At 64.4% G+C, this 21,878-nt stretch carries 22 protein-coding genes; 9 read left to right on the top strand and 13 right to left on the bottom strand.

Annotation, left to right across the window (positions count from 1 at the left end):
* Positions 1-7 precede the first annotated feature (7 nt).
* Positions 8-796 (bottom strand): pseudouridine synthase, encoded by a 789-nt coding sequence (locus tag HXS66_RS10890; RefSeq protein WP_176503542.1) that lies wholly within the window; start codon positions 794-796, stop codon positions 8-10.
* A 3-nt stretch (positions 797-799) separates the two neighbouring features.
* A complete protein-coding gene (locus tag HXS66_RS10885) occupies positions 800-2,734 on the bottom strand; it encodes an ABC-F family ATP-binding cassette domain-containing protein (protein WP_077379575.1) in 1,935 nt (644 codons plus the stop codon).
* 172 nt (positions 2,735-2,906) lie between these two features.
* Between HXS66_RS10885 and HXS66_RS10880 the strand changes: the two genes are divergently transcribed.
* On the top strand, positions 2,907-3,512 hold the full coding sequence (locus HXS66_RS10880; RefSeq protein WP_176503541.1) for a TIGR02444 family protein: 606 nt from the start codon (positions 2,907-2,909) through the stop codon (positions 3,510-3,512).
* 133 nt (positions 3,513-3,645) lie between these two features.
* On the top strand, positions 3,646-4,353 hold the full coding sequence (locus HXS66_RS10875; protein ID WP_077379579.1) for an FKBP-type peptidyl-prolyl cis-trans isomerase: 708 nt from the start codon (positions 3,646-3,648) through the stop codon (positions 4,351-4,353).
* Between the two features lie 424 nt (positions 4,354-4,777).
* On the opposite strand, the gene HXS66_RS10870 is transcribed toward HXS66_RS10875, so the two are convergent.
* Complete coding sequence (locus tag HXS66_RS10870; RefSeq protein WP_176493802.1) at positions 4,778-5,437, bottom strand: SCO family protein; 660 nt, start codon at positions 5,435-5,437, stop codon at positions 4,778-4,780.
* A 58-nt stretch (positions 5,438-5,495) separates the two neighbouring features.
* Positions 5,496-6,089: a hypothetical protein gene (locus tag HXS66_RS10865; protein ID WP_077379583.1), complete on the bottom strand. Its 594-nt coding sequence runs from the start codon at positions 6,087-6,089 to the stop codon at positions 5,496-5,498.
* Between the two features lie 228 nt (positions 6,090-6,317).
* On the opposite strand from HXS66_RS10865, the gene HXS66_RS10860 reads away from it, so the two are divergent.
* Positions 6,318-7,247, top strand: a complete 930-nt coding sequence (locus HXS66_RS10860) for an AEC family transporter (protein WP_077379585.1) — start codon at positions 6,318-6,320, stop codon at positions 7,245-7,247.
* A gap of 240 nt (positions 7,248-7,487) precedes the next feature.
* Here HXS66_RS10860 and HXS66_RS10855 read toward each other — a convergent pair whose 3' ends face one another.
* The 4 genes from HXS66_RS10855 to thiS all read right to left on the bottom strand — a co-directional run bounded on the left by HXS66_RS10855 (position 7,488) and on the right by thiS (position 10,527).
* Entirely contained in the window at positions 7,488-8,396 is a 909-nt protein-coding gene (locus HXS66_RS10855; RefSeq protein WP_255303207.1) for a putative RNA methyltransferase, read from the bottom strand.
* Between the two features lie 128 nt (positions 8,397-8,524).
* Positions 8,525-9,364 carry a tRNA (guanosine(46)-N7)-methyltransferase TrmB gene (gene trmB, locus HXS66_RS10850; RefSeq protein ID WP_176503540.1) on the bottom strand — a complete coding sequence of 280 codons (840 nt, stop codon included), beginning with the start codon at positions 9,362-9,364 and terminating at the stop codon, positions 8,525-8,527.
* A 61-nt stretch (positions 9,365-9,425) separates the two neighbouring features.
* Complete coding sequence (locus HXS66_RS10845; protein WP_176503539.1) at positions 9,426-10,259, bottom strand: thiazole synthase; 834 nt, start codon at positions 10,257-10,259, stop codon at positions 9,426-9,428.
* A gap of 67 nt (positions 10,260-10,326) precedes the next feature.
* Positions 10,327-10,527, bottom strand: coding sequence for a sulfur carrier protein ThiS (gene thiS / locus HXS66_RS10840; protein ID WP_176503538.1), 201 nt, complete (start codon positions 10,525-10,527; stop codon positions 10,327-10,329).
* A gap of 115 nt (positions 10,528-10,642) precedes the next feature.
* Between thiS and HXS66_RS10835 the strand changes: the two genes are divergently transcribed.
* Positions 10,643-11,062 (top strand): DUF423 domain-containing protein, encoded by a 420-nt coding sequence (locus HXS66_RS10835; protein ID WP_084209510.1) that lies wholly within the window; start codon positions 10,643-10,645, stop codon positions 11,060-11,062.
* 28 nt (positions 11,063-11,090) lie between these two features.
* Here the strand turns inward: HXS66_RS10835 and HXS66_RS10830 are convergent, their stop codons facing one another.
* The gene (locus HXS66_RS10830) at positions 11,091-11,507 is read right to left on the bottom strand and encodes a PaaI family thioesterase (RefSeq protein ID WP_077379595.1); all 417 of its coding nucleotides are present in this window, start codon (positions 11,505-11,507) and stop codon (positions 11,091-11,093) included.
* Positions 11,508-11,786: 279 nt separating this feature from the next.
* A complete protein-coding gene (locus tag HXS66_RS10825; RefSeq protein WP_176503537.1) occupies positions 11,787-13,967 on the bottom strand; it encodes a malate synthase G in 2,181 nt (726 codons plus the stop codon).
* Positions 13,968-14,249: 282 nt separating this feature from the next.
* Between HXS66_RS10825 and HXS66_RS10820 the strand changes: the two genes are divergently transcribed.
* The 4 genes from HXS66_RS10820 to HXS66_RS10805 all read left to right on the top strand — a co-directional run bounded on the left by HXS66_RS10820 (position 14,250) and on the right by HXS66_RS10805 (position 18,060).
* Positions 14,250-15,260: an alpha/beta hydrolase gene (locus tag HXS66_RS10820; protein WP_176503536.1), complete on the top strand. Its 1,011-nt coding sequence runs from the start codon at positions 14,250-14,252 to the stop codon at positions 15,258-15,260.
* Positions 15,248-15,778, top strand: coding sequence for a hypothetical protein (locus tag HXS66_RS10815; protein ID WP_176503535.1), 531 nt, complete (start codon positions 15,248-15,250; stop codon positions 15,776-15,778). Before HXS66_RS10820 ends, HXS66_RS10815 begins: the two co-directional genes overlap by 13 nt.
* A gap of 88 nt (positions 15,779-15,866) precedes the next feature.
* The gene (locus HXS66_RS10810) at positions 15,867-17,018 is read left to right on the top strand and encodes a histidinol-phosphate transaminase (protein ID WP_176503534.1); all 1,152 of its coding nucleotides are present in this window, start codon (positions 15,867-15,869) and stop codon (positions 17,016-17,018) included.
* A 10-nt stretch (positions 17,019-17,028) separates the two neighbouring features.
* Positions 17,029-18,060, top strand: coding sequence for a DUF4105 domain-containing protein (locus HXS66_RS10805; RefSeq protein ID WP_176503533.1), 1,032 nt, complete (start codon positions 17,029-17,031; stop codon positions 18,058-18,060).
* Positions 18,061-18,088: 28 nt separating this feature from the next.
* On the opposite strand, the gene HXS66_RS10800 is transcribed toward HXS66_RS10805, so the two are convergent.
* Both HXS66_RS10800 and HXS66_RS10795 read right to left on the bottom strand, forming a co-directional pair.
* Positions 18,089-19,627, bottom strand: a complete 1,539-nt coding sequence (locus HXS66_RS10800; RefSeq protein WP_077379610.1) for a YifB family Mg chelatase-like AAA ATPase — start codon at positions 19,625-19,627, stop codon at positions 18,089-18,091.
* Positions 19,628-20,031: 404 nt separating this feature from the next.
* Positions 20,032-20,289 (bottom strand): hypothetical protein, encoded by a 258-nt coding sequence (locus HXS66_RS10795; RefSeq protein WP_176503532.1) that lies wholly within the window; start codon positions 20,287-20,289, stop codon positions 20,032-20,034.
* Between the two features lie 526 nt (positions 20,290-20,815).
* Here HXS66_RS10795 and HXS66_RS10790 point away from each other — a divergent pair.
* The gene (locus tag HXS66_RS10790; protein ID WP_205632716.1) at positions 20,816-21,094 is read left to right on the top strand and encodes a hypothetical protein; all 279 of its coding nucleotides are present in this window, start codon (positions 20,816-20,818) and stop codon (positions 21,092-21,094) included.
* Between the two features lie 85 nt (positions 21,095-21,179).
* Here HXS66_RS10790 and HXS66_RS10785 read toward each other — a convergent pair whose 3' ends face one another.
* Positions 21,180-21,554 (bottom strand): accessory factor UbiK family protein, encoded by a 375-nt coding sequence (locus HXS66_RS10785; protein WP_077379616.1) that lies wholly within the window; start codon positions 21,552-21,554, stop codon positions 21,180-21,182.
* Positions 21,555-21,878: the final 324 nt, after the last annotated feature.

Here is a 21,878-nt window from a genome sequence, read left to right as displayed (position 1 = left end):
AGCGGCCTCACTCATGTGCCAGCGCCGCGCCGAGCCGCAGGCACTCGTCACGCGTCAGCTCTCGCCAGTCCCCCATCGCGAGCCCGGCGACACTCAGCCCCGCCACCGACTCGCGGTGCAGCCACACCACGCGATTGCCCAGTGTGCGCCACAGTCGCTTGACGTGATGGTGGCGCCCTTCGTGCAGTGTCAGGCGCGCCTCGTCCGCGGCCAGAAACTCGAGCCGCGCGGGCAGCGTCGGCCGAGCGTCATTGGCGAGCAGGACGCCCTGCGCCAGCCGCGAGATCGCCTCGGCCTGCGCCGCCTCCGACAGCGGTTGCTCCAGCCCCATGCGGTAGCGCTTGGCGGGCCCATCCAGTCCGGCATCGCTGATGCGTGACGAGACATCACCGTCGTTGGTCAGCAGCAAGGCGCCGGTCGTGGCACGATCCAGTCGTCCGACGTGATGGATTTCCTCGAGCCAGCCGTCATCCTCTCCACGTGATCCAAGCGAATCACGCAGCACATCGATGACGGTGGGATGTTCCGGGTCATGACAGGCCGTCACGACCCCGGCAGGCTTGTTGAGCAGCACATGGCGTGGACGACGTGGCGCCTGCAGGCGTATCTCGCCTGGCGTCGCGTCATTGTCCGCCAGCGTATCGGCTGTCAGCGCGATGGCATCGAAGGGACCGACCTCGTGCAGCGGATCGCGGACCGTCTGGCCATTGATCCGCACACGCCCCGCCGCCAGCGCATGCAACGCCAGGCGGCGATTGAGCTGCGGCTGGCGCGTCAGCCAGCGATCCAGCCGCATGCCTCAGTCCGCCGCCTTGAGCTGGGCTTCCATCTCTTCCAGCGCTTCCTGGGCCTCGAACCATTCGGCTTCGGCGTCCTCGAGACGTCCCTTGATCTCGCCCTGACTGGCCAGCAGCCGGGTCAGTTCGCTCTTGCGGTCCGCCTCATAGAGCGTGGCATCGCCCAGCGCTTCCTCGACCTTGTCCAGCTCCCCCTGCGCCTTGCTCATCTTCTGCTCGGCCTTGTCGCTGAGCTTCTTGAGCGGGCGCAGCTTCTCGCGCAGCTCGGCGGCCTGACGACGCGCTTCCTTGCGGTCCGGCGTGCGCGTGCCGTCGCTGCCAGCCTCGGCATCCTTCTGGGCGCGCGCCTCACGCCGCTCGCCCTCGACCCGCGCCTTGAGCCAGGCACGATAGTCGTCGAGATCGCCATCGAAGGGCGTCACGCGGCCATCGGCGATGCACCAGAATTCATCCACGCAGGCGCGCAGCAGGTGGCGGTCGTGGGAGACCAGAATCACGGTGCCCTCGAAGGTCGCCAGCGCATCGGTGAGCGCCTCGCGCATGTCGAGATCCAGGTGGTTGGTCGGCTCATCCAGCAGCAGCAGATTGGGCTTCTGCCACGCGATCAGCGACAGCGCCAGGCGTGCCTTCTCGCCACCGGAGAACGATTCCACCGAAGCGTACACTTCATCCCCATGGAAGCCGAAGCTGCCGAGGAAGGTGCGGATCTCCAGATCCCCGGCCCCCGGCGAGAGACGCAGCACATGATTGAAGGGAGTCGAGGTCAGGTCGAGCCCATCGACCTGGTGCTGGGCGAAGTAGCCGATGGCCAGATGCTCGCCGGCGGTGCGCTGGCCTTCGACCAGAGCCAGTTCACCGGTGAGCGCCTTGATCAGGGTCGACTTGCCCGCGCCGTTGGGGCCGAGCAGGCCGATGCGCTGGCCCGGCAGCAGCGAGAAGCGCACCCCGGACAGCTGCGGCGGCTGACCGGGATAGCCGATCACCGCCCGGTCCAGTCCCAGCAGCGGATGGGAGATCTTGTCGGAGCAGGGAATCGTGAAGTGGAACGGCGAATCGGCCTTCACCGCTGCCGTCTCCTCCATGCGCTCCAGCATCTTCAGGCGACTCTGGGCCTGGCGTGCCTTGGTGGCCTTGGCCTTGAAGCGACGCACGAAGTCCTCGATCTCGGCGCGACGCGCCATGGTCTTCTCGTGCTCGGCCTGCTCACGCACTAGGCGCTCGGAACGCGTTCGCTCGAAGCGGCTGTAGTTGCCCTTGTAGACCACCAGCTTGCGACGATCGAAGTGGATGATGTGATCACACACCGCATCGAGGAAGTCACGGTCATGGGAGATCAGCAGCAGCGCACCGGGGTAGCGTGCCAGCCATTGTTCCAGCCACAGCAGCGCATCGAGATCCAGGTGGTTGGTCGGCTCATCCAGCAGCAGCAGGTCAGACGGCGTGAAGAGGGTGCGCGCCAGATTGGCCCGCATCCGCCAGCCCCCCGAGAAGGCCGCCAGCGGCTGACTGAGCTGGGCCTGGCGGAAACCGAGCCCGACCAGCAGCTGCTCGGCACGCGCACGCGCGGTGTAGCCATCGAGGGTGTCGAAGTGAGCGTGCAGCTCGGCCTGACGCTGATGCTCGCCGCTTTCTTCGGCGGCGGCCAGAGCCCGCTCCGTCTCGCGCAGCGCATGATCCCCGTCCATGACGTAGTCGACGATCGGACGCTCCAGCGCATCGATTTCCTGTGCCATGTGCGCGACCCGCACGCCACCGGCCAGCGAGACGCTGCCGCTGTCGGGGATCAGCTCACCGAGAATCAGCCCGAACAGGCTGGACTTGCCGGCCCCGTTGGGGCCGACGATGCCCGCCTTGTGACCGGCATGCAACGTCAGGTCCGCTTCGTCGATCAGCGGGGCTCCGCCGCGTTGCAGGGCGAGCTGGCGCAGTGCAATCATGACAACCTCGATCAGAAAATCCGGGGGCGTCGGCTCCCGCGCGCAGCATGCATGACCGCCGTGAACCACAGGCATGACCGCCGTGAACCACAGGCTTGACCGCCATGAACCACAGGCTTGACCGCCATGAACCACAGGCTTGACCGCCATGAACCACAGGAAAGCCGACTTGATGGGCGCACATTCTACCGGATTGTGGGACTACGCGCTGTCCCTCTACGCACAGCCTGCTCCTCAGGGCCTGCCCTACGACCAGGAAGATGGCGCAGGGCCGACTGACGTGATGAGTGCCTGTCTGCTGTTGCAGGACGAGGCCGGTCTCGATGTCTGCGAGCTTCTATGGATTCACTGGCTGGCCGCACGCGGTGTGGCGCTGGGTGCCTCGCCGTGCCTGCTGCTCGGTGAGGTGCGTGACTGGCAACGCGGGATGACCGTGACACTGCGCGAGCGTCGCCGACAGCTCAAGCAGCGCCTGACGGAGCCAACCGACACGCGAAGCGCGGCCACCACACGCCGGCTGGAAACGCTGTATCAGCAATTGAAGGCCTGTGAACTGTCGGCGGAGCAGGAAGCGCTGGCACGCCTGGAAGCCCTCAGCCCTCCGGCCCATGCTCCCACGCCACCGTTCATGTCATGCCATGACCCCCGACGCGCCTTCCTGCAGTCGCTGCGACAGCTTACCGGTCAGGTGGCGCTCGACGAGGGCGACGACAGCATCGCACGTGCCCTGCACCTGCTGGCCACGAGCCGCGCCGGGCGAAGCTCGTCTCAACCCTAATGGCAGATGCGGAACTTGTACGCGACTGTTAGAGTCCCAGTAGCACCGGAGCATCAGCATGGTCATGCCACGCTGCGTGCCGCATATGCGTTTCGGGCCCGTCTCAGGCCCATCCCATCCTGAAGGAGTTTTCATGAAACAGCTGGTTAGTGCCGTCGCGCTCGGCGCCCTCCTGGTTACCCCGTTCAGCTTTGCCGCCGACGACAGCCTCTCTGACGACCAGGCACAGCTCAGCTACGGCATCGGTGCGACACTGGGCAAGAGCCTGTCTCAGGACATCACTGATCTTGACCTGGATGCCTTCACGCAAGCCGTGCGTGACGTCTATGCCAAGGGCGACATGAAGATGAGCGATCAGGAAATTGCCGATGCGCTCTCGAAGTTCCAGCAGAAGAAGATGGAAGAGCAGCAGCAGATGGCCGAACAGCAGGCGGCCGACAACAAGGCGGCCGGTGACAAGTTCCTCGCCGAGAACGCCAAGCAGGATGGCGTGAAGACCCTGGATTCCGGCCTGCAGTACAAGGTGCTGAAATCCGGTGACGGCGAGAGCCCGGACGCGGAAGACACCGTCAAGGTGAACTATGAAGGCAAGCTGCTGGACGGCACCGTCTTCGACAGCTCCTACCAGCGTGGCGAGCCGGTCAGCTTCAAGGTCAACCAGGTCATCAAGGGCTGGCAGGAAGCGCTGCAGGAAATGAGCGTCGGGGATACCTGGATGCTCTACATCCCGGCCGACCTCGCCTACGGCAAGGCTGGCACTGGCGGCCCGATCGGCCCGAACGAGACGCTGACCTTCAAGGTCGAGCTGCTCGACGTGACCAAGGCAGATGCCGCGAAGTAATCCCTGACGCGCGAATGCGCGCCGTCAGCCAGAAAAAAGCCGCCCTCAGGGGCGGCTTTTTCATTGTACAGGAGGCATCCCGCGACGGGTCAGGCAGCGTGAAACGGGCCTCCAGGTGAGCGATCTGCCTGTGGATAATTCTGTGGGGAAGCTATTGACCACAGGTTGACAACCGGCCGTGATACATGGCAACTCAGCGGCCGTCAGGGGTGGCGGCAAAGTGAACACTGACTCCCGAAACCGGCAATGTACGCCTTAACTTGTTGATTTTGTTGAAATACAAAAGTCTACCTTCAAAAACAGCAGGTTGCTGAAAGATGGCGGAATGATTATCCACAATTCTCGTCACAGGCTCTTGCCAACTTGTGGACAATGTGTATTTCCCTCGTGTCCGAGACGCACATGACAGCACGACAAGGAGACGTCAGGGAGCGGTCTCGCTCAGCACGCGAGTCAGGCCGGCCCGAATGCCGGCCGCGCCTGGCGTGAAGGGAATGCGATCGTAGATGCGCCCCTGCGCGGAGACGAGATACAGCGCCGCACCATGATCCACGGTATAGCCCAGCGCGGAATCCGGGGCATCGACACGCCGATGACTGACCCCGTAGCGACGCGCGATCTCGGCCAGTTCGGTATCGCTGCCCGTGACCCCGATGAAACGCGGACCAAAGTGCCCGGCATAGGTGGCAAGACGTGCTGGCGTATCACGCTCAGGGTCCAGAGAGACAAGCACCGGTACCACGCGAGCGGCCGCCGACGCCGGCAACTCGGTCAGCACCTGGCGCAGGGCCGCCAGCGTCATCGGGCAGACATCCGGACATTGGGTATAGCCGAAATAGAGTGCCACCACCGGCGTGGCATCCGGTGGTGCGGCCTCCCCCATGCTGACCTCGGCGAGCCGGAAGTCGCCCCGTGCCGATGTCAACTGGATGGGCCCGCCAAGGCTCGCCCACGCCTGCATGCCGGACACCGGCGCCGACGGTCGGTGAAGGGCCTGCCATGTCACCCCCGCGCCCACCAGTGCCACGACACCCACCACGCCCAGCATCAGCCAGCGCAGGGTCTGCCTGTTCTCCTCCTGCATGCCTGGACTCCTTGTCAGTGGTGGCCTGCCGGTCAGACGCCTCACGCCTCGCCGCGCGCTAGCTGTCTCGCCGGACGCTTCTTTCGTCAGGGGAGAACAGCTGGTTGACCGAGCTTTCGAGCTGCTCCGCCGTGGAGGCAGGCGGATGGCTGTCAAAGTCGAACCAGCTGCCCAGGCGGCCACGTTCAGTGGTCACGATCACCTGTGCTCGCCATGCCATGGTGGCACTGCTGCAGAAACCGAGCTGTCCTTCCCCCGACCAGTGCTGACGTGCCTGCGTCGGCGCATCCCGGGTGGTCAGCAGACTGCGCTTGACCCCCATGTCCATGTGGCGACCGATGAAATCGACCTCCACGCCCTCGGGTGCCACATCTTCCGTGATCACCCGGATACCCAGCGGCGTCAGCGGACTGATGTCACCATCGAGTGCGAGCGTGATACGCCCGAAGCGCCCCAGCTCGGCACTGCAGGGCGCATGGCTGAGCTCGCAGGACTGGTTGGGGGCGAACCAGGTGACCTTGCCGTTGCTGCCGTCACGTACAAGGTAGTAGTCGATCAGGTAATAGAGCGATACGACGATGGTGAGCAGCGTCACCATGATCAGCAGGTTGAGCAAGGGCGGGCGGGCATTTTCTTCTTCGGCGCGATACATGGCGGTTCCGATGACAATCCGGCAGCACGCCGGAACAGGAGGAGACAGTCGCGTGGCAAACAGGTCGACAGGTTAAGACACATGAATGAATGCGCAGGTGAGCCACTCATGACAAGCTTATCAGGCCCCCCGGTGGGCGCAGCCGCCGAGACATCGTGTCACGTCGAGGCACGAGACGTTCTTGGCCACGACGCCCCATCCGCACCGTGAGCACGCCCAGGAGACAGAATGGCAAGTGTACAACAGGCGCTCGGTCCTCTCTTCCTGCTCATCGTCGCGGGCGCCTTGCTGGGCTGGAAGCGCTTCCCGGGCGAGGGGTTCTGGAGCGAGCTGGAACGCCTCATCTATTACGTGCTGTTCCCTGCCATGCTGATGTCCACCCTGGCACGCGCTGACATGGCCAGCGTCCCGGTCATCCCTCTGGCCTGCGTGATGCTGGGCTCGATGCTGCTGTTCGCTGCCGCGCTGTGGCTGGGGTGGCGTCATGCCCCCGACTGGCTGAGCCGCCAGCTGGGCGATGCCGCGTCCTTCACCTCACTCTTCCAGGGCAGCATCCGCTTCAACAGCTACGTCGGCGTGGCCGGCGCGGCAGCGCTGCATGGCAGTGCCGGTGCGACCGTCGCGGCGGTGGCGCTGGCCCTGATGGTGCCAGCGGCCAACCTACTGTGCGTATTGGCGTTCATCGGCGCCGGCACTCTGGGTGACGGCGGACTGCTGCGCTCACTCAAGGCGCTGACCCGCAACCCTCTGGTGCTGGCCTGTCTGGCGGGAACGGCGCTCAATCTCAGCGGCATCGGCCTGCCGGGCTGGAGCGGCGATGCGCTGACATTGCTGGGGCGCGCGGCGTTGCCACTGGGGTTGGTGGCGGTAGGCGTGGCGCTGCGACCACGAGTACTGATGAACAGTGGCAGCGTGGCATGGCTGGCGAGTCTTCTGAAGCTGCTGGCGATGCCGGCATTGGTGGTGGGGCTGTGCGCCGGCGTTGGCCTGACTGGCGTGGCACGCGATGTCGCCATCCTGTTTGCCGCGCTGCCCACGGCTACCTCAGCCTACATCCTGGCGCGCCAGCTGGGTGGCAATGCCGAACTGATGGCGGCGCTGATCACCGCGCAGACGCTGCTGGCGATGCTGACCCTGCCCCTGTGGCTGGCGACATGATGGAGGCTCCGTCGCGGCTCGCGACCTGAGGGCTCTCGGCATGAACCGCACACAAGAAAAAGGGCATCCCAAATGAGGATGCCCAAGACCGTGACTAGCTTGATGAGGAGAAACTCCGCAGCGGGGGCCTGACTCCGCCGCCGCGGATGGGCTTGCGCCCTGCGATGTCTGCCCGGACACCGCACACACAAGATAATCATTCTCATTTGCTTTTGCAAGCCAAATGCGAAGAATTTCTATTTACGCCGCGCCTTGTGCCTCCTCGCGCGTGAACACCCTCAGTTCCGCGTGCAGCTCGACCGCCAAGGCCGTCATGGCTTCGGCTCGTGCCAGACCATCACGCTCGGCACGATACAGATGCGGGGTCATGGTCAGCAGATCCCGGATCTGCTCATTGCTGGTCAATGAAAGCCCTGCATGCAGATGCTCGACCTCCCCCTCCACCACGAAACCTGCGGCTTCAGCGGCCATCACCCCGGCCTCGCCACGCGCGGGCTTCAGCTCCCGGTAGAGAATTCTGCGCAACGCCAGCAGGTGCTCGGCTCCCGCCTCTAGCAGCACCACATGGCCCCCGGGCTTGAGCACACGCGCGAACTCCTGCCAGACGGGGAAGCCGAAGGCGCAGATCACCACATCCACACAGGCGTCTTCCAACGGCAGTGCCGCGTTGGTGCCCACCAACCAGGCGGCATCGCGTGACTGCTTCGCTGCCGCCAGCACCGCGTGCTTGGAGATATCCAGTCCCGCCGCCGTCAGCGAGAGCTGCTGCTCATCGGCAGCGCCTGCCAGCTGACGCAGATAGAAGCCTTCCCCACAGCCGGCATCCAGCACGGCCAACGCACTTGCCTGCCCTGCCAGCGCCAGCACTCGTCGTGCCAGCGCCGAGGCGAGGGGCTGATAGCCACCGAGGGCGAACAGCCGCTGGCGAGCGCTGACCATCGCCTTGCTGTCGCCGGGGTCCAGACTGCGCTTGCGCTGCACCGGCAGCAGATTGACGTGCCCCTGACGCGCGATATCGAAGCGATGGCCATCGGCGCAGCACCAGCTCTGGCCATCTCGCATCAACCGCTGGGCATCCAGTGGACAGGTCAGGGTCGTCAGTGGCGTCATGGTCGGCCGGTCAGCCGGCTCAGGGGTGGGCGTCGTCATGGTCATCAGCTCTCGGGACGAGGTGGGAAGAGAAAGGCAAAAGCGGCGGGTCTCAGACGCAAGCGGCCACCCGAAGGCGGCCGCGATGCAGCATCGTGATGATGCCGCCACTGCGCACGAGGCGCGAATCAGTCCTGCTTGACGAAGATCAGATCCCACACGCCGTGACCGAGACGCTCACCGCGCTGCTCGAACTTGGTCAGCGGACGGAAATCCGGACGCGGCACATAGGGGGCGCTCTCGGCCGGAGCCGTGTTGACGAAGCCCGGTGCCTCGGCCATCTCTTCGGCCATGGCCTCGGCGTAGTTCTCCCAGTCGGTGGCCATGTGGAAGTGACCGCCCAGCTTGAGCACACGACGCACCAGCTCGACGAAGGCCGGCTGCACGATGCGACGCTTGTGGTGTTTCTTCTTCGGCCACGGGTCCGGGAAGAACAGCTGGAAGGTGTCGGCACACCCTGCCGGCACGCAGTCAGCCAGCACTTCCAATGCATCGTGACGATAGACGCGCAGATTGGTCAGACCCAGCTTGTCGACATCATCCAGCAGCTTGCCGACACCCGGGGCATGCACCTCGATCCCGATGAAGTCGGTGCCCGGATTGGCCTGAGCCTGCTCGCACAGCGACTTGCCCATGCCGAAGCCGACCTCGATCACCAGCGGCGCACGGCGACCGAACAGCGCCTCGAGGTCCAGCTCGCCCTGCTCGTGACGCAGACCAAGGCGCGGGAAGACCTCTTCGAGCCCGCGGGTCTGGGCCTGTGTCATGCGCCCACCGCGGATCACGTAGCTCTTGATGCCACGCTTGCGGGCGACGGCTTCATCCGCCACGGAAGGGATCGCTTGCGCGCTTTCGTTCTGTACGCTCTCGTTCTGCACGCTCTCGTTCTGCACACTCTCTTGCTGCGCATCGTCAGCAGGAGCAGAAGTGGACGTGTCGTCCTGCGGCTTGGAAGTCTCGTCAGTCATGGGGTCGTCTTGGTCTTTGCATGAGCGATGCGCGAGCATCGGATTCGAATGATTCAGGAGGTCAGCCGGTGATCAGGCCGGCACCCGGCGAGGAAGCGCGCGCCGTCAGGCGAGTCGGCATGCGTCCCGCCAGGAAGGCACCACGGCCGGAGATCACGGCCTGGCGCATGGCGTCCGCCATCAGCAGCGGTTGGCGAGCATGGGCGATGGCGCTGTTCATCAGCACGCCATCACAGCCGAGCTCCATCGCGAAGGCCGCCTCGGACGCCGTGCCCAGCCCGGCATCCACCAGCACCGGCACGTTGGCGCGCTCGATGATCAGCGACAGGGTATGCGGGTTGAGGATGCCGAGGCCGGAGCCGATCAGCGAGCCCAGCGGCATGATGGCGCAGCAGCCGATTCCCTCGAGCTGACGGGCGACGATGGGGTCGTCGGAGGTATACACCATCACGTCGAAGCCATCGGCGACCAGCTCCTCGGCGGCCTTGAGGGTCTCGACGATATTGGGATACAGCGTGTCCTGATCGCCCAGCACTTCCAGCTTGACCAGATTGTGGCCATCCAGCAGTTCACGCGCCAGCTTGCAGGTACGCACCGCGTCACGCGCGTTGTAGCAACCGGCGGTATTGGGCAGGAAGGTATAGCGACTGGGCGACAGCACGTCGAGCAGATTCGGCTCATCGGCATTCTGGCCCAGATTGGTGCGACGCACCGCGAAGGTGACCACTTCCGCGCCGGAGGTCTCGATGGCGGAACGGGTCTCATCCATGTCCTTGTACTTGCCGGTGCCGACCAGCAGGCGCGAGGAGAACTCGCGACCGGCGACGACCAGCGGACTGTCACCGGCGACCTGGGTGACGGGGGCGTTAAGCGTCTGGGCAGAACTGTCTGTCATGATGACCTCATCGAGCTGGACGTGAGCGAGCGTGAAGTGAAAGCTATCGACCCTGGCAGCGGGACGTTCAACCACCACCGATGGCGTGGACGATCTCGATGCGATCACCGGCCTCCAGAAGGGTGTCGGCGTGAGCGCTACGTGGCACGATGTCCTCGTTGCGCTCGACTGCCAGGCGGCGGCCCTGAAGTCCGAGACTCTCGACCAGAGCGGCGACTGTCATGGCATCCGCCACCACATGATCTTCACCGTTTAGCTGTATCTGCATGCTGTCCTCCCGCGAAAAGAGGCCGCCATTGTAGCGGCTTTACGTGGACAGGCGTAGGCACAACATCGTCGGTACGATATGCCCTCGCCACCTGCCCTCAAGGAATCTTCTCTCTATGCGTCACAACGACTCCCACTCCCGCCACTGGTGGCTGGCCATGGGCCTGGCCGGCATGTCCACCATCGCGCTGGGCGCCTTCGCCAGTCATGGCCTGCGCGGCACTCTGAGCGCGGACATGCTGCGCGTCTTCGAGACCGGCGTGCGCTATCAGATGTGGCACGTGCTGGCGGCGGTCGGCGTGCTGGCCTGGCGCTCGGTGCAGCCCCTGCGCGGGCAGATGCTGACGCTGGGGCTGTGGGCGGCCGGGATGCTGCTGTTTTCCGGTTCACTGTATGCGCTGGCCACCACGGCGCGCACCCAGCTGGGCATCATCACGCCCATCGGTGGCTTGCTGCTGATCGCAGGCTGGCTGAGCCTGGCCGTCACCGGCTGGCGTCAGCGCGGCAGCGAGGAAAAGGATGCCAACAAGCTGTAGCGGGGCGATCCCCCCCCACCACCTGCCGCTAGTCATCGCGATCCGGCAAGGCATAGGTTGCGGTCACGAGAGCGACCGGGTCCGTGTCGCCATGGCTGAACAGTTCGATCTCGCCCACGGCGAGACGCCGCCCGAGCTTGCGGAGGCGTGCGGTGGCCATCAGATCCCGGTCACCGCGGGCACGGCGCAGGAAATGGATGTTGAGATCACTGGTCACGGCCATCGGCTCCGGGCCGATCTCCCCCAGGATCGCGACATACAGACAGACATCGGCCAACGCCATCATCGCCGGACCGGAGACGCTGCCTCCGGGACGCAGATGCTCGTCCTCGATGGCCAGTCCCATGGTGGCCCAGCCATCCCCCACGGCTTCTATGGTGCCCAGGCGCTGGGGGAAGACATCATCGAGAAAGTCCTCGATGGCAGCAGCGTGCATGACGGGCATGACGTTCTCCTCGACAGGATGACTACGACAGATTGGTGGCACCGACACACACAGGCGTGGTGACCAGGGATCGCCACACCATCGCGTTTCAGGCGCTGCAGTGGCTGAGCGGGCGCTGATCGTACGGTTGCGCGCTACTGGGGGCAAGGCTAGCGTCAAATGCCGCCTCGGGAAATATGGCATCGCCAGAAAGCACGACGACGGCTCGAGAGCCGCCGTCGTGCATGTCCAAGATCCGCATCCGCAGTGCCACGCTCATGGCGCAGCGCTGACGCTGCCTCAGTGAGCCTGCTGCTTCTTCTCAAGGCGGCGCCGATGCAGTACCGGCTCGGTATAGCCACTCGGCTGCACTCGTCCCTGGAACACCAGCTCGCAGGCAGCCTGGAAGGCGATGGAGCCCTCGAGATCCGCCGTCATCGCCTGATAGCTGGGATCCGCAGCGTTCTGACGATCCACCACGCCCGCCATGCGCTCCAGCGTGTCCTGCACCTGGGCGTTGTCGACGATGCCATGATGCAGCCAGTTGGCGATGTGCTGGCTGGAGATGCGCAGCGTGGCGCGGTCTTCCATCAGGCCGACATCGTGAATGTCCGGCACCTTGGAGCAACCGGTGCCGTGATCGATCCAGCGCACCACATAGCCGAGAATCCCCTGGGCGTTGTTGTCCAGCTCGGCCTGGATCTCCTCGGCACTCCACTGGGGATCAAGCTCCAGCGGAATGGTCAGCAGGTCATCGAGACTGGCGCGCGGGCGACTGAGCAGGTCATGTTGCACGTCCTTCACCGAAACCTGGTGATAATGCAGCGCATGCAGCACGGCCGCGGTCGGTGACGGGACCCAGGCGGTATTGGCACCGGCGCGGGGATGGCCGATCTTCTGCTCCAGCATCGCCGCCATCAGGTCCGGCATCGCCCACATGCCCTTGCCGATCTGGGCGCGACCCCGCAGACCGCATTCCAGCCCGATATCCACGTTCCACTTCTCATAGGCCTGAATCCAGGCCGCCCCCTTCATGTCGCCCTTGCGCAGCATCGGACCAGCTTCCATCGAGGTGTGCATCTCGTCACCGGTGCGATCCAGGAAGCCGGTATTGATGAAGGCCACACGGGAGCTGGCCGCGGCGATGCAGGCCTTGAGGTTGACGGTGGTACGACGCTCCTCGTCCATGATGCCCATCTTGAGCGTGGCATTCGGCAGGCCCAGCAGCTGCTCGACACGCGAGAACAGCTCGTCAGCGAAGGCGACCTCGGACGGACCGTGCATCTTGGGCTTGACGATGTAGACGGAGCCGGTGCGCGAGTTGCAGATACCGCCACGGCTGTCCTTGTCACCCTTGAGGTCATGCAGCGCGATCAGACTGGTGAAGATGGCATCCATGATGCCTTCCGGCGCCTCGCTGCCATCTTCCAGCAGGATGGCCGGGTTGGTCATCAGATGGCCCACGTTGCGGATCAGCATCAGCGAGCGACCATGTAGCACGCGGGTGGTGCCATCGGCGCCGGTGTATTCACGGTCCGCATTCAGCCTGCGCGTCATCTGGCGACCCTTCTTCTCCAGCGTCTCGGTCAGATCGCCCTTCATCAGGCCCAGCCAGTTGCGATAGACGGCCACCTTGTCGTCGGCATCCACCGCGGCCACCGAGTCCTCGCAGTCCATGATGGTGGAGAGCGCAGCCTCCATGATCAGGTCACTGACGTTGGCGGGGTCGGTCTTGCCGATGGGGTGCTCGGCATCGATCACGAGCTCCGCGTGCAGCCCGTTGTGCGCGAAGATGATCGCGCTTGGCGCGCTTTCGTCGCCGCGATAGCCGAGGAAGCGTTCCGGCGACTTGAGGCTCAGGTCACGCCCGCCGACCCGCACCAGCAGGTGGCCGTCACGAATGGAGTACCCCTCGCTGTCATGGTGCGTACCGCCAGCCAGCGGCGCGATGGTATCCAGCACCTGGCGTGCGTAGGCCACCACCTTGGCACCCCGCACCGGGTTGTAGTCCTTGCCGCGCTCGGCGCCATCGTCATCACTGATCGCGTCGGTGCCGTAGAGGGCGTCATAGAGTGAGCCCCAGCGCGCATTGGCGGCGTTCAGGGCGTACCGGGCATTCATCACCGGCACGACCAGCTGCGGTCCTGCCTGTTGGCAGATCTCGCTGTCCACGTTGGCGGTGGTGGCCTCGACACTGGCCGGCTCGTCTTCCAGGTAGCCGATCTCCTTCAGGAAGGCCTTGTAGGCGGGCAGTTCGACCTTGCCGGGATGCTCACGGTGCCACTGGTCGATGCTGGCCTGCAGCTGTTCGCGCGTTTCCAGCAGCTCGCGATTGCGTGGCGCCAGATCGTGCAGCAACGCATCGACGCCGGACCAGAAGTCGGCCGAGGCGATACCGGAACCGGGCAACGCTTCCTCCTCGATGAAGCGGTGCAGTCCGGCATCAATGGCCAGACGTTCAAGTTGAATGCGATCGGTCATGCGTGTGCTCTCCCTGGAAACGAATATCAACTGACGAACCGTACGTGGAATGAATCATCTGCCGGGCGGTTGTGGATCACTTCACCATACCCGATGCCGTGGCTGGCGGAAGCGGGGCTTTGACCAATGAACAAGAGGCTGAAACCGGATTACCGTGTTCTGGAAATGGCATGACGAATGCTGGCAGTTCGCGACACGCAGCCCTTGTATGAAGAAACACTGTTTTTTCCTATGGCTCACGACAGCTCCAGCCGCTAGCATGGCAGCATTATGGAGATCACCATGCCCGACTTCAGCGCACTGCTCGATTATGGCCCTTTCATTCGTCTGCCTGAGTGTCTGCCCGGTCAGACGACCAGCCCGCTGGCCTGTTACCTGAGCCACTATGGCCTGGATGAACTGCGCAGCGCACATGTCACCGTACATGCCGGACACCTCGATGCTGGCGATTTTCGTCTGTGGGCACAGCTGTGGACTCCCCCGAGACCGCGCGGCACCATCTTCGTGGTGCATGGATATTTCGATCACCTCGCGCTGTATCGACACCTGCTGGCCCACCTGCTGAAACAGGGCTGGCAGGTCGCGCTGTGGGACCTGCCGGGGCATGGCCTGTCCTCCGGCGAGCCGGCTTCCATCGATGACTTCGGTGACTATGTCGGCTGCCTGCAGGCGTTTCAGGAGTATCTGGAAGTCCACGACCTGGCGCCGCATCCCTGGTTCGGGATCGGTCAGAGCACCGGCGGCTCCGTGCTGGCCACCGACGCCCTGATGCGTGGCAGTGACTCGCGCTGGCAGGGAATCGCGCTGCTCGCCCCGCTGGTCCGCCCCTGGGGGTGGCCGCAGTCCCGCTGGCTGCATAGCATGGCGCGCCCCTTCATCGACTCCATTCCGCGCAAGTACCGCGCGAATACCAATGACGCGGCGTTCTACGAGTTCCTGAGCACCAACGACCCGCTTCAGGCGGATCGACTCGCCGTGAAGTGGGTCTCGGCCATGCGCGCCTGGATTCCACGCCTGCAGGCCCTCCCGCCCTGCTCGCTACCCACCCTGATACTGCAGGGCGAACAGGACACCACGGTGGACTGGCAGTGGAATCTCGACGTGCTGGCCAGCAAGTTCCCCAACGCGCGGATTCATCGCCACCCCGAGGCGCAGCATCATCTGGTCAATGAGGCCGAGCCGATTCGCACGGCCTTGTTCGCCGAGCTGGATGCCTTCCTCGATGCGCTGTCGCCGCGCCCGGAACTTGAGGCCCCTGATGGCAGGGGAGGCGCCCCGGCATGTCACGAATGAGTCGCGGGCTGCGAACACTGGCGAGCCTGATGTTGATCACCGGTCTGACCGGCTGCATGGGACTGGATCAGGTGCCACGCGCGGAGCGCGACCCCATCTATGGCCTGGGCCAGAGTGCTGCCCGCCTGCTGGATGAGCAGAGCTGGACCCCGCCACTGGGCGAGCAGGTCCTGCTGCTGGCACCTCCTGAAGTGGATGCCAGTCTCGAGGTGCAGCCCGGCGCACTCAATGAAGCGCTGACACGTGCCCTGCTGGCGCTCAAGGATGGCCCGCAGGTGCTCAACTGGAGCAACGATCGCCCCGGCATCGACAGTCTGCAATGGCGCCTCGTGGCACGCCTGGATACCAGCGGTGGCCCCCTGAGGCTCTCCGACCGCACCCTGCAGCCCTACCAGCTGACACTGGAGCTGGTGCGCCGTCTCAGCGCGGAGCGCCAGCAGACCCGGACATTCACGCTCAGCGGCGCCTTCGATCAGGCGGCGCTTGACGCCCTTGCCAGTGCGCGACCTGCCTCCTGAGCGCCCACTGTCTCCTCGACTCACTCTCTGACGCCGCATGGCCACCTCCTGCCTCCCGGCGTCATCCGTTACCGCCTCTGGAGCCAAGATGACTACCGCCACTCCCCGCCGTTTCCTGGCCCACCTTTATCAGGAGGGACCGCACAACCCGTTCCCCGGCATCAAGGCGCTGGAACGCAGACTGGGGCATGCGCTGCCGCATCAGTACGGCTCCAATGAAGGGCTCGACATGCCCCACGCGGTACTCGGCGGCGAGCTGGGCCATGCCCTGGCAGACCTGAGCCGCAGCTACGCGGACGCCGATGCCTGGCAACTGCGCCATCAACTGGCCGAGCGCCTGGGCGTCGCCTACGAGACGCTGCTGGTCGACGCCGGCGCCGACAGCCTGCTGGCGCTGGTGATGCGCGCCACCATCTGTGCGGGAGAGCGCGTGATCACCAGTGCCGGCACCTACCCCACACTGGCGTACTTTGCGCGCGGTCTCGGTGCTGAGGTCATTGAAGTGCCATATACCGAAGCCCATGCCTCTGACGATGCCCCCCACTCCGCCCAGCTGGCACCGGATCTCGCCGCACTCGCCGCGGCGGCAAGTCAGCATGCGGCCCGTGTCGTCTATCTCGCCAACCCGGACAATCCCAGTGGACACCTGCACTCGGATGAGGATGTCCGAGCACTGCGTGATGCGCTCCCAGCGGACTGCAGCCTGCTGCTGGACGAGGCCTATCACGACTTCCGCCCCGATGCGGCGCAGGCCGACAATGCCCCGATGGCCCGCACCTTCCGGCTGCGCACCTTCTCCAAGGCTTATGGACTGGCGGGCCTGCGTCTCGGCTTCATGATCGCCGAGCGTGAGGATCTCGCCCTTCTGACCAAGGTTCGGATCCACTATGCCGTCAGCGCGCCGGCACTGGCAGCCGGCGAGCTGCTGCTGGAGCATCCCGAAGAAGCCGCGACTCACGTCGCCGCGGTCATCCAGTCTCGTGATCAGCTTGCCGAGCACCTGCGCTCGCTGGGGGCTGACGTCCTCCCCAGTGCCACCAACTTCCTCTGCGTGCGCCTCAAGAGCGCCGAGCGGGCCGCTCAGGTTCAGCAGCAACTGATGGCGCAGGGCGTGCTGATCACCCGCTCCCCTCACCCGGCGCTCGGCCATATCCTGCGCATCTCGACCCTGGAGGACAGCCTGGTGCCGGGTCGACTGGCGCGTCTCGAGCAGGCCATCGTCGAAGAGAATCGCGCATGAGTGCCGGCCGATGAGCCTGACCAGCATCGTGCTCCGCAGCGTCACCAGCCTTGCCTTGCTGGGGGCGAGCCTGTGGCTGATGCCTGCCCTGTGGTTCCGCCTGCCGGGACCGGAGGGGCTTCGCACGACACTGGCCGTCCTCGCGGGTGCGCTGAGCCTCATCTGTGTCATTGCGCTGTGGTGGCCGCAACTCCATGCGATTCGCTGGCGACTGGCGGGCAGCTACCTGATGCTGTTGGTCGCCAGCCTCGGCTGGTGGAACAGCATCACCCCGCGTGCGGACCGCGACTGGGCGCCGGAGGTCGAACATCTGGTCGAGGGGAGCCTCAGCCAAGATGACATCCTGCACCTCGAACAGGTGCGCAACTTCGAGTGGCGCACGCCTGAGGATTACACGCCGCGCTGGGAGAGTCGGGACTATCCTCTGGATCAACTGACCTCGGTGGATCTGTTGACCAGTCACTGGATGGGGCCGCAGATCGCTCATACGCTGGTCAGCTTCGGTTTCGCCGATGGACGCCATCTGGCCTTCTCGGTGGAAATCCGCAAGGAGCGTGACGAGGCCTTCTCGACACTGGGCGGGATGTTCAAGGAGTACGAACTGGCGGTGATCGCCGCTGACGAGCGCGACATCATCCGCGTGCGCAGCAACGTGCGCGGGGAGCAGGTGCATCTCTATCGGGTGCAGATGCCGCGCGAACTGATCCGCGAATTGCTGCTGGCCTACGTCGACGAAGCCGAGACATTGCGCACTCAGCCACGCTTCTACAACACCGCCACCAGCAACTGCACCACCCTCGTCTACGCGATGATGACGCGCCTCACCGACGGCCTGCCGCTGGACTATCGGCTGCTGCTCTCCGGCTATCTGCCGAAATATGTCGCGGACCAGGATGCCCTCAGTGACGCCGCGCCCTTCGCCGAGCTCAAGGCCAGAAGTCTGATCAACCCTGCCGCCATCGCCGCCGACGAGCACCCGGACGGCGACTTCTCGCGCCTGATCCGTGAGGGCATTCCCGGCGCGGACAGCCCGTCCTTCTGAACGGGCGACGCGGCCCGACAGGCAGTGCTCAGGCGCTGCGCTGTTCCGCTCCCGGGCGGGCCGGATCTCTCCCCATCATTCGGTCCAGCTGACGATAGCCGATGGCTTCCATCAGCTGGGGCCGCTGCACGCCATCCTGCGCAATGAGATCGCTCAACGTCAGCGCGACACGCAATACCCGGTGGTAGGCACGCGCCGAGAGATTGAGACGCGACAGCACGCCGGCCAGCCACTGACGCTCGCCGTCCTCCAGCTGGCAGGCGGCTTCCAGGGCATGGGTGTCGAGATGGGCATTGAGCCCGCCGCGGGCCAATTGGCGAGCGCGAGCCGCCAGCACTCGTTCGCGCACTGCGTCCGAGGCCTCACCAGGTGTCGCGGACGTCAGCTCCTCGGCAGGCAGTCCCGGTACCTCGACCTGCAGATCGATACGGTCCAGCAGCGGGCCAGATAGGCGCGCCTGATAGCGCTGGATCTGGGCCGGCGTGCAACTGCAGTTGCGACGGCTGTCACCAAGATAGCCGCACGGGCAGGGGTTCATCGCCGCCACCAGCTGGAAACGTGCCGGAAAGCGCCGCTGATGGCTGGCACGCGAGATGAGGATGCGACCGCTCTCCAGCGGCTCACGCATCACTTCCAGCACACCACGATCAAATTCCGCCAGCTCGTCCAGAAACAGCACGCCATGATGGGCCAGCGACACCTCTCCCGGACGCGGTCTGGAGCCACCCCCGACCAGCGCGACACCACTGGCGGTATGATGCGGCGCCCGGAAGGGCCGCTGACCCCAGCGCTCCATGATCGGCATCCCGCAGACCGAGCGTACCGCCGCGACTTCCAGGGCCTCGGCTTCTCCCAGCGGCGGCAGAATGCCGGAGAGGCGACTGGCCAGCATCGTCTTGCCCGTACCCGGCGGCCCCGCGAACAGCAGGTTGTGGCCTCCCGCAGCGGCAATCTCCAGCGCACGCCGCGCCTGATGCTGGCCACGCACCTCGCTCAGGTCCGGCTCCGGGAGTCGCGCCTGAGGAGTGACGGAGCAGACATGCGGCGTGATCCTCTCACGCCCGAGAAGGTGCGCCACCAACTCCAGCAGATGGCCCACGGACAGCACATCCAGCTGTTCCGCCAGCGCGGCCTCATCGGCATTGCCACGCGGCACCACCAGGGTGCGCCCGGCCTTGCGACAGCAGAGCGCAGCAGGCAGCACGCCAGTGACGGAGCGAATGCTGCCATCGAGTGCCAACTCGCCCAGACACTCGATCTGCGCCACGGCCTCTTCCGGCACCTGACCGGATGCCACCAGGATGCCCAGTGCGATCGGCAGATCAAAGCGCCCCCCCTCCTTGGGCAGGTCAGCCGGGGCCAGATTGAGGGTGATTCGGCGCGCTGGAAACTCGAAGCCTGCATTGAGCAATGCGCTGCGCACTCGCTCACGACTTTCCTTCACCGCCGCTTCCGGCAAGCCAACGATGGAGAGCCCCGGCAGCCCGTTGGAGAGGTGTACCTCTACCTGCACCTCCGGAGCTTCAAGACCAAGAGATGCGCGCGTGCGCAACATTGCCAATGACATGAGTCTTCCCTGCGTGATGCCGCCTCTCTGCTGCACGGCGCAATCGGAGCAGGCACCCGCCTGCCATGAGCGCGAGGGCACGATACCGGTGCCATCCGGAGCAGGCACCCGCCTGCCATGAGCGCGAGGGCACGATACCGGTGCCATCTCCTCCAGCATGGCAAATCTCATACCTGCCAGCGTGCACACGACTCAACGCTTGGCGATGCGGCACTCCTCAAATGTCACTCGCGCTGCCGGACACGGCATGTCCTCACTGCACCGCAACGGTATTATCAGCGATTCCAGCCACCCGTTTCATAATTTTCATTACGCCACCAACCCCTATAATTACTGGATCCGTAAGGAAAATACCGACTGTGGATAACATTACATAAACCCCTCGACAGGGAATTTCCCAGCGCTCAAATATCCATCATCTGGCAACGCAAAACCCTATCGATATGGACGCCGAGCCGCACCACCTCATCGAAGCGTGACGCATTACACTCTGAATCAACACCTGAGGGCGACATCAGCCCTCCTCCAGCACCCGGCCAGACCGGCGAAACAGGCGGCAGAGAGGCAATATCGTCACCCGGAACGGGCGAGGCACCCGCACGATGAACCAACGGCAGCGTTTCCCGACGACATCGCGGCATGAACTTCATGAAGAGTTTCACGGAGAAGTTCATGAAGAAGTGAATGGAGAAACGCTCTGGCATGACTCAGGAGGCTGGGCTCAAGAGAAGAGGCGCGGGGGAAGGGAGTGCCTTTCCCGAGAGTCACGCAGGCCCCACCCAATGCCAGCCTCCTTCGATGCGCCGGACTGGCTGCCGTGTCTGTTCAGCTCGAGACATTCATGCGGACTGAACGTTGAAAATAGCCCATCAACCGGCTTTTTCCATGAAATAACGCGCGTTCTAGCAGATATTTCACGAAGTTGGCGACATGGAACACTTGGCTGATCACAAGCCCTCGGGCCTGCACCAGAAGAGTGCTGATGGAACATGCAAGGCGGTACTCCAGGCGCTACAGGAGTGCCTCAAGAGGGGGACTGCTGGTATATTTGATCGGTTGTCTCGGCCCTGCTGATACAACCGCCAAGCTGTCTCAAGGAGGCCACCCAAGGGTGGCAGAGAATCGTCCAACCCACGGAAAGGGCCAGCCATTCAGGACGACTTCGGCTTGTTTCAGGAGTAACACCCCATGCAAGACATGCTTGCCTCGCTGGCACCCATGGCGGACATCATCGGCATGCTCGGCACCTCTCTGGTGGTCGGTGCCTTCTTTCTGCTGCAGATTGGCAGACTCGATGCACGTAGCCTGACCTACAACCTCATGAATCTGAGCGGGGCGATCCTCTTGTTGATCAGCCTGTGCATCAACTTCAATCTCGCCAGCTTCGTGATCGAGGTGTTCTGGATCGTGGCATCTCTGGTGGGCCTGGTTCGCTGGTTGATGGGGTCTCGTCCACAGACGGTCTGACCTGCCCGGCACCCGCCTCATGCGACGGACACAAAAAAACCGCCACACCTCGACGGGTGTGGCGGTTTTTTTGGCAGCATGCCATTCAGGCGTCGCGTTGACGCTCGATCTCCTCGGCGTGGCTGGCGGCTTCCCGCTTTGCCAGCGCGGCCTCTCCCTCATCGTCCACCGCCACGGCAGGCTCGGTGGTCGACGCAGCACCCGCCACCAGTCCCTGCTTCTCCAGCAGCGCCTCAAGTGCGATGACCTGCTTCTCCAGCGACTCCACACGCCCGCGAGTCCGCGTCAGCACATCCATCATGATGTCGAAGTCCTCGCGCGACACCAGTTCCATGCGATCAAAGGCGCTGCGCATCACGCCCTGTACGGACTTCTGCAGCTCTTCCGGGCCGTGCGAGGCGTCCTGGAGGCGCTCACCGATCTGCTGGGCCATACGCCCGATGACGTCGTTCTTGAACATGCTCCACCTCAGCCATTGCAAGCCGACGGGCCCATCATGGGACTGTCGGTCAGAGAAAAGGATCTCCCCGAAACGTGGGGGACATCATGTCATGTTGCAAGGATACGCAACCCGCTGGCCTGACGCATGTCTCGACCCCGAATCTCTCACAACCGACGGCAGGCACCGGCCCTTGTGCACCATATTAGCGCTATCTCCTACCTCGAAAGCCGCAATTCAGGCACCAAAGCGGTGCATCGCCATGGCGTTCTCCTTGCCGTCATTTTTGGCCTTGCTGCGGAGCTGCTTTTTCCCTCAGCACAACTAGATGAATTTAAAGATTTT

The sequence above is a fragment of the Cobetia sp. 5-11-6-3 genome (assembly GCF_013374055.1).
Classification (GTDB): domain Bacteria; phylum Pseudomonadota; class Gammaproteobacteria; order Pseudomonadales; family Halomonadaceae; genus Cobetia; species Cobetia marina.
Note: the sequence above shows the minus strand (reverse complement) of the source record. Positions and strands in the feature narration are given on the sequence as shown.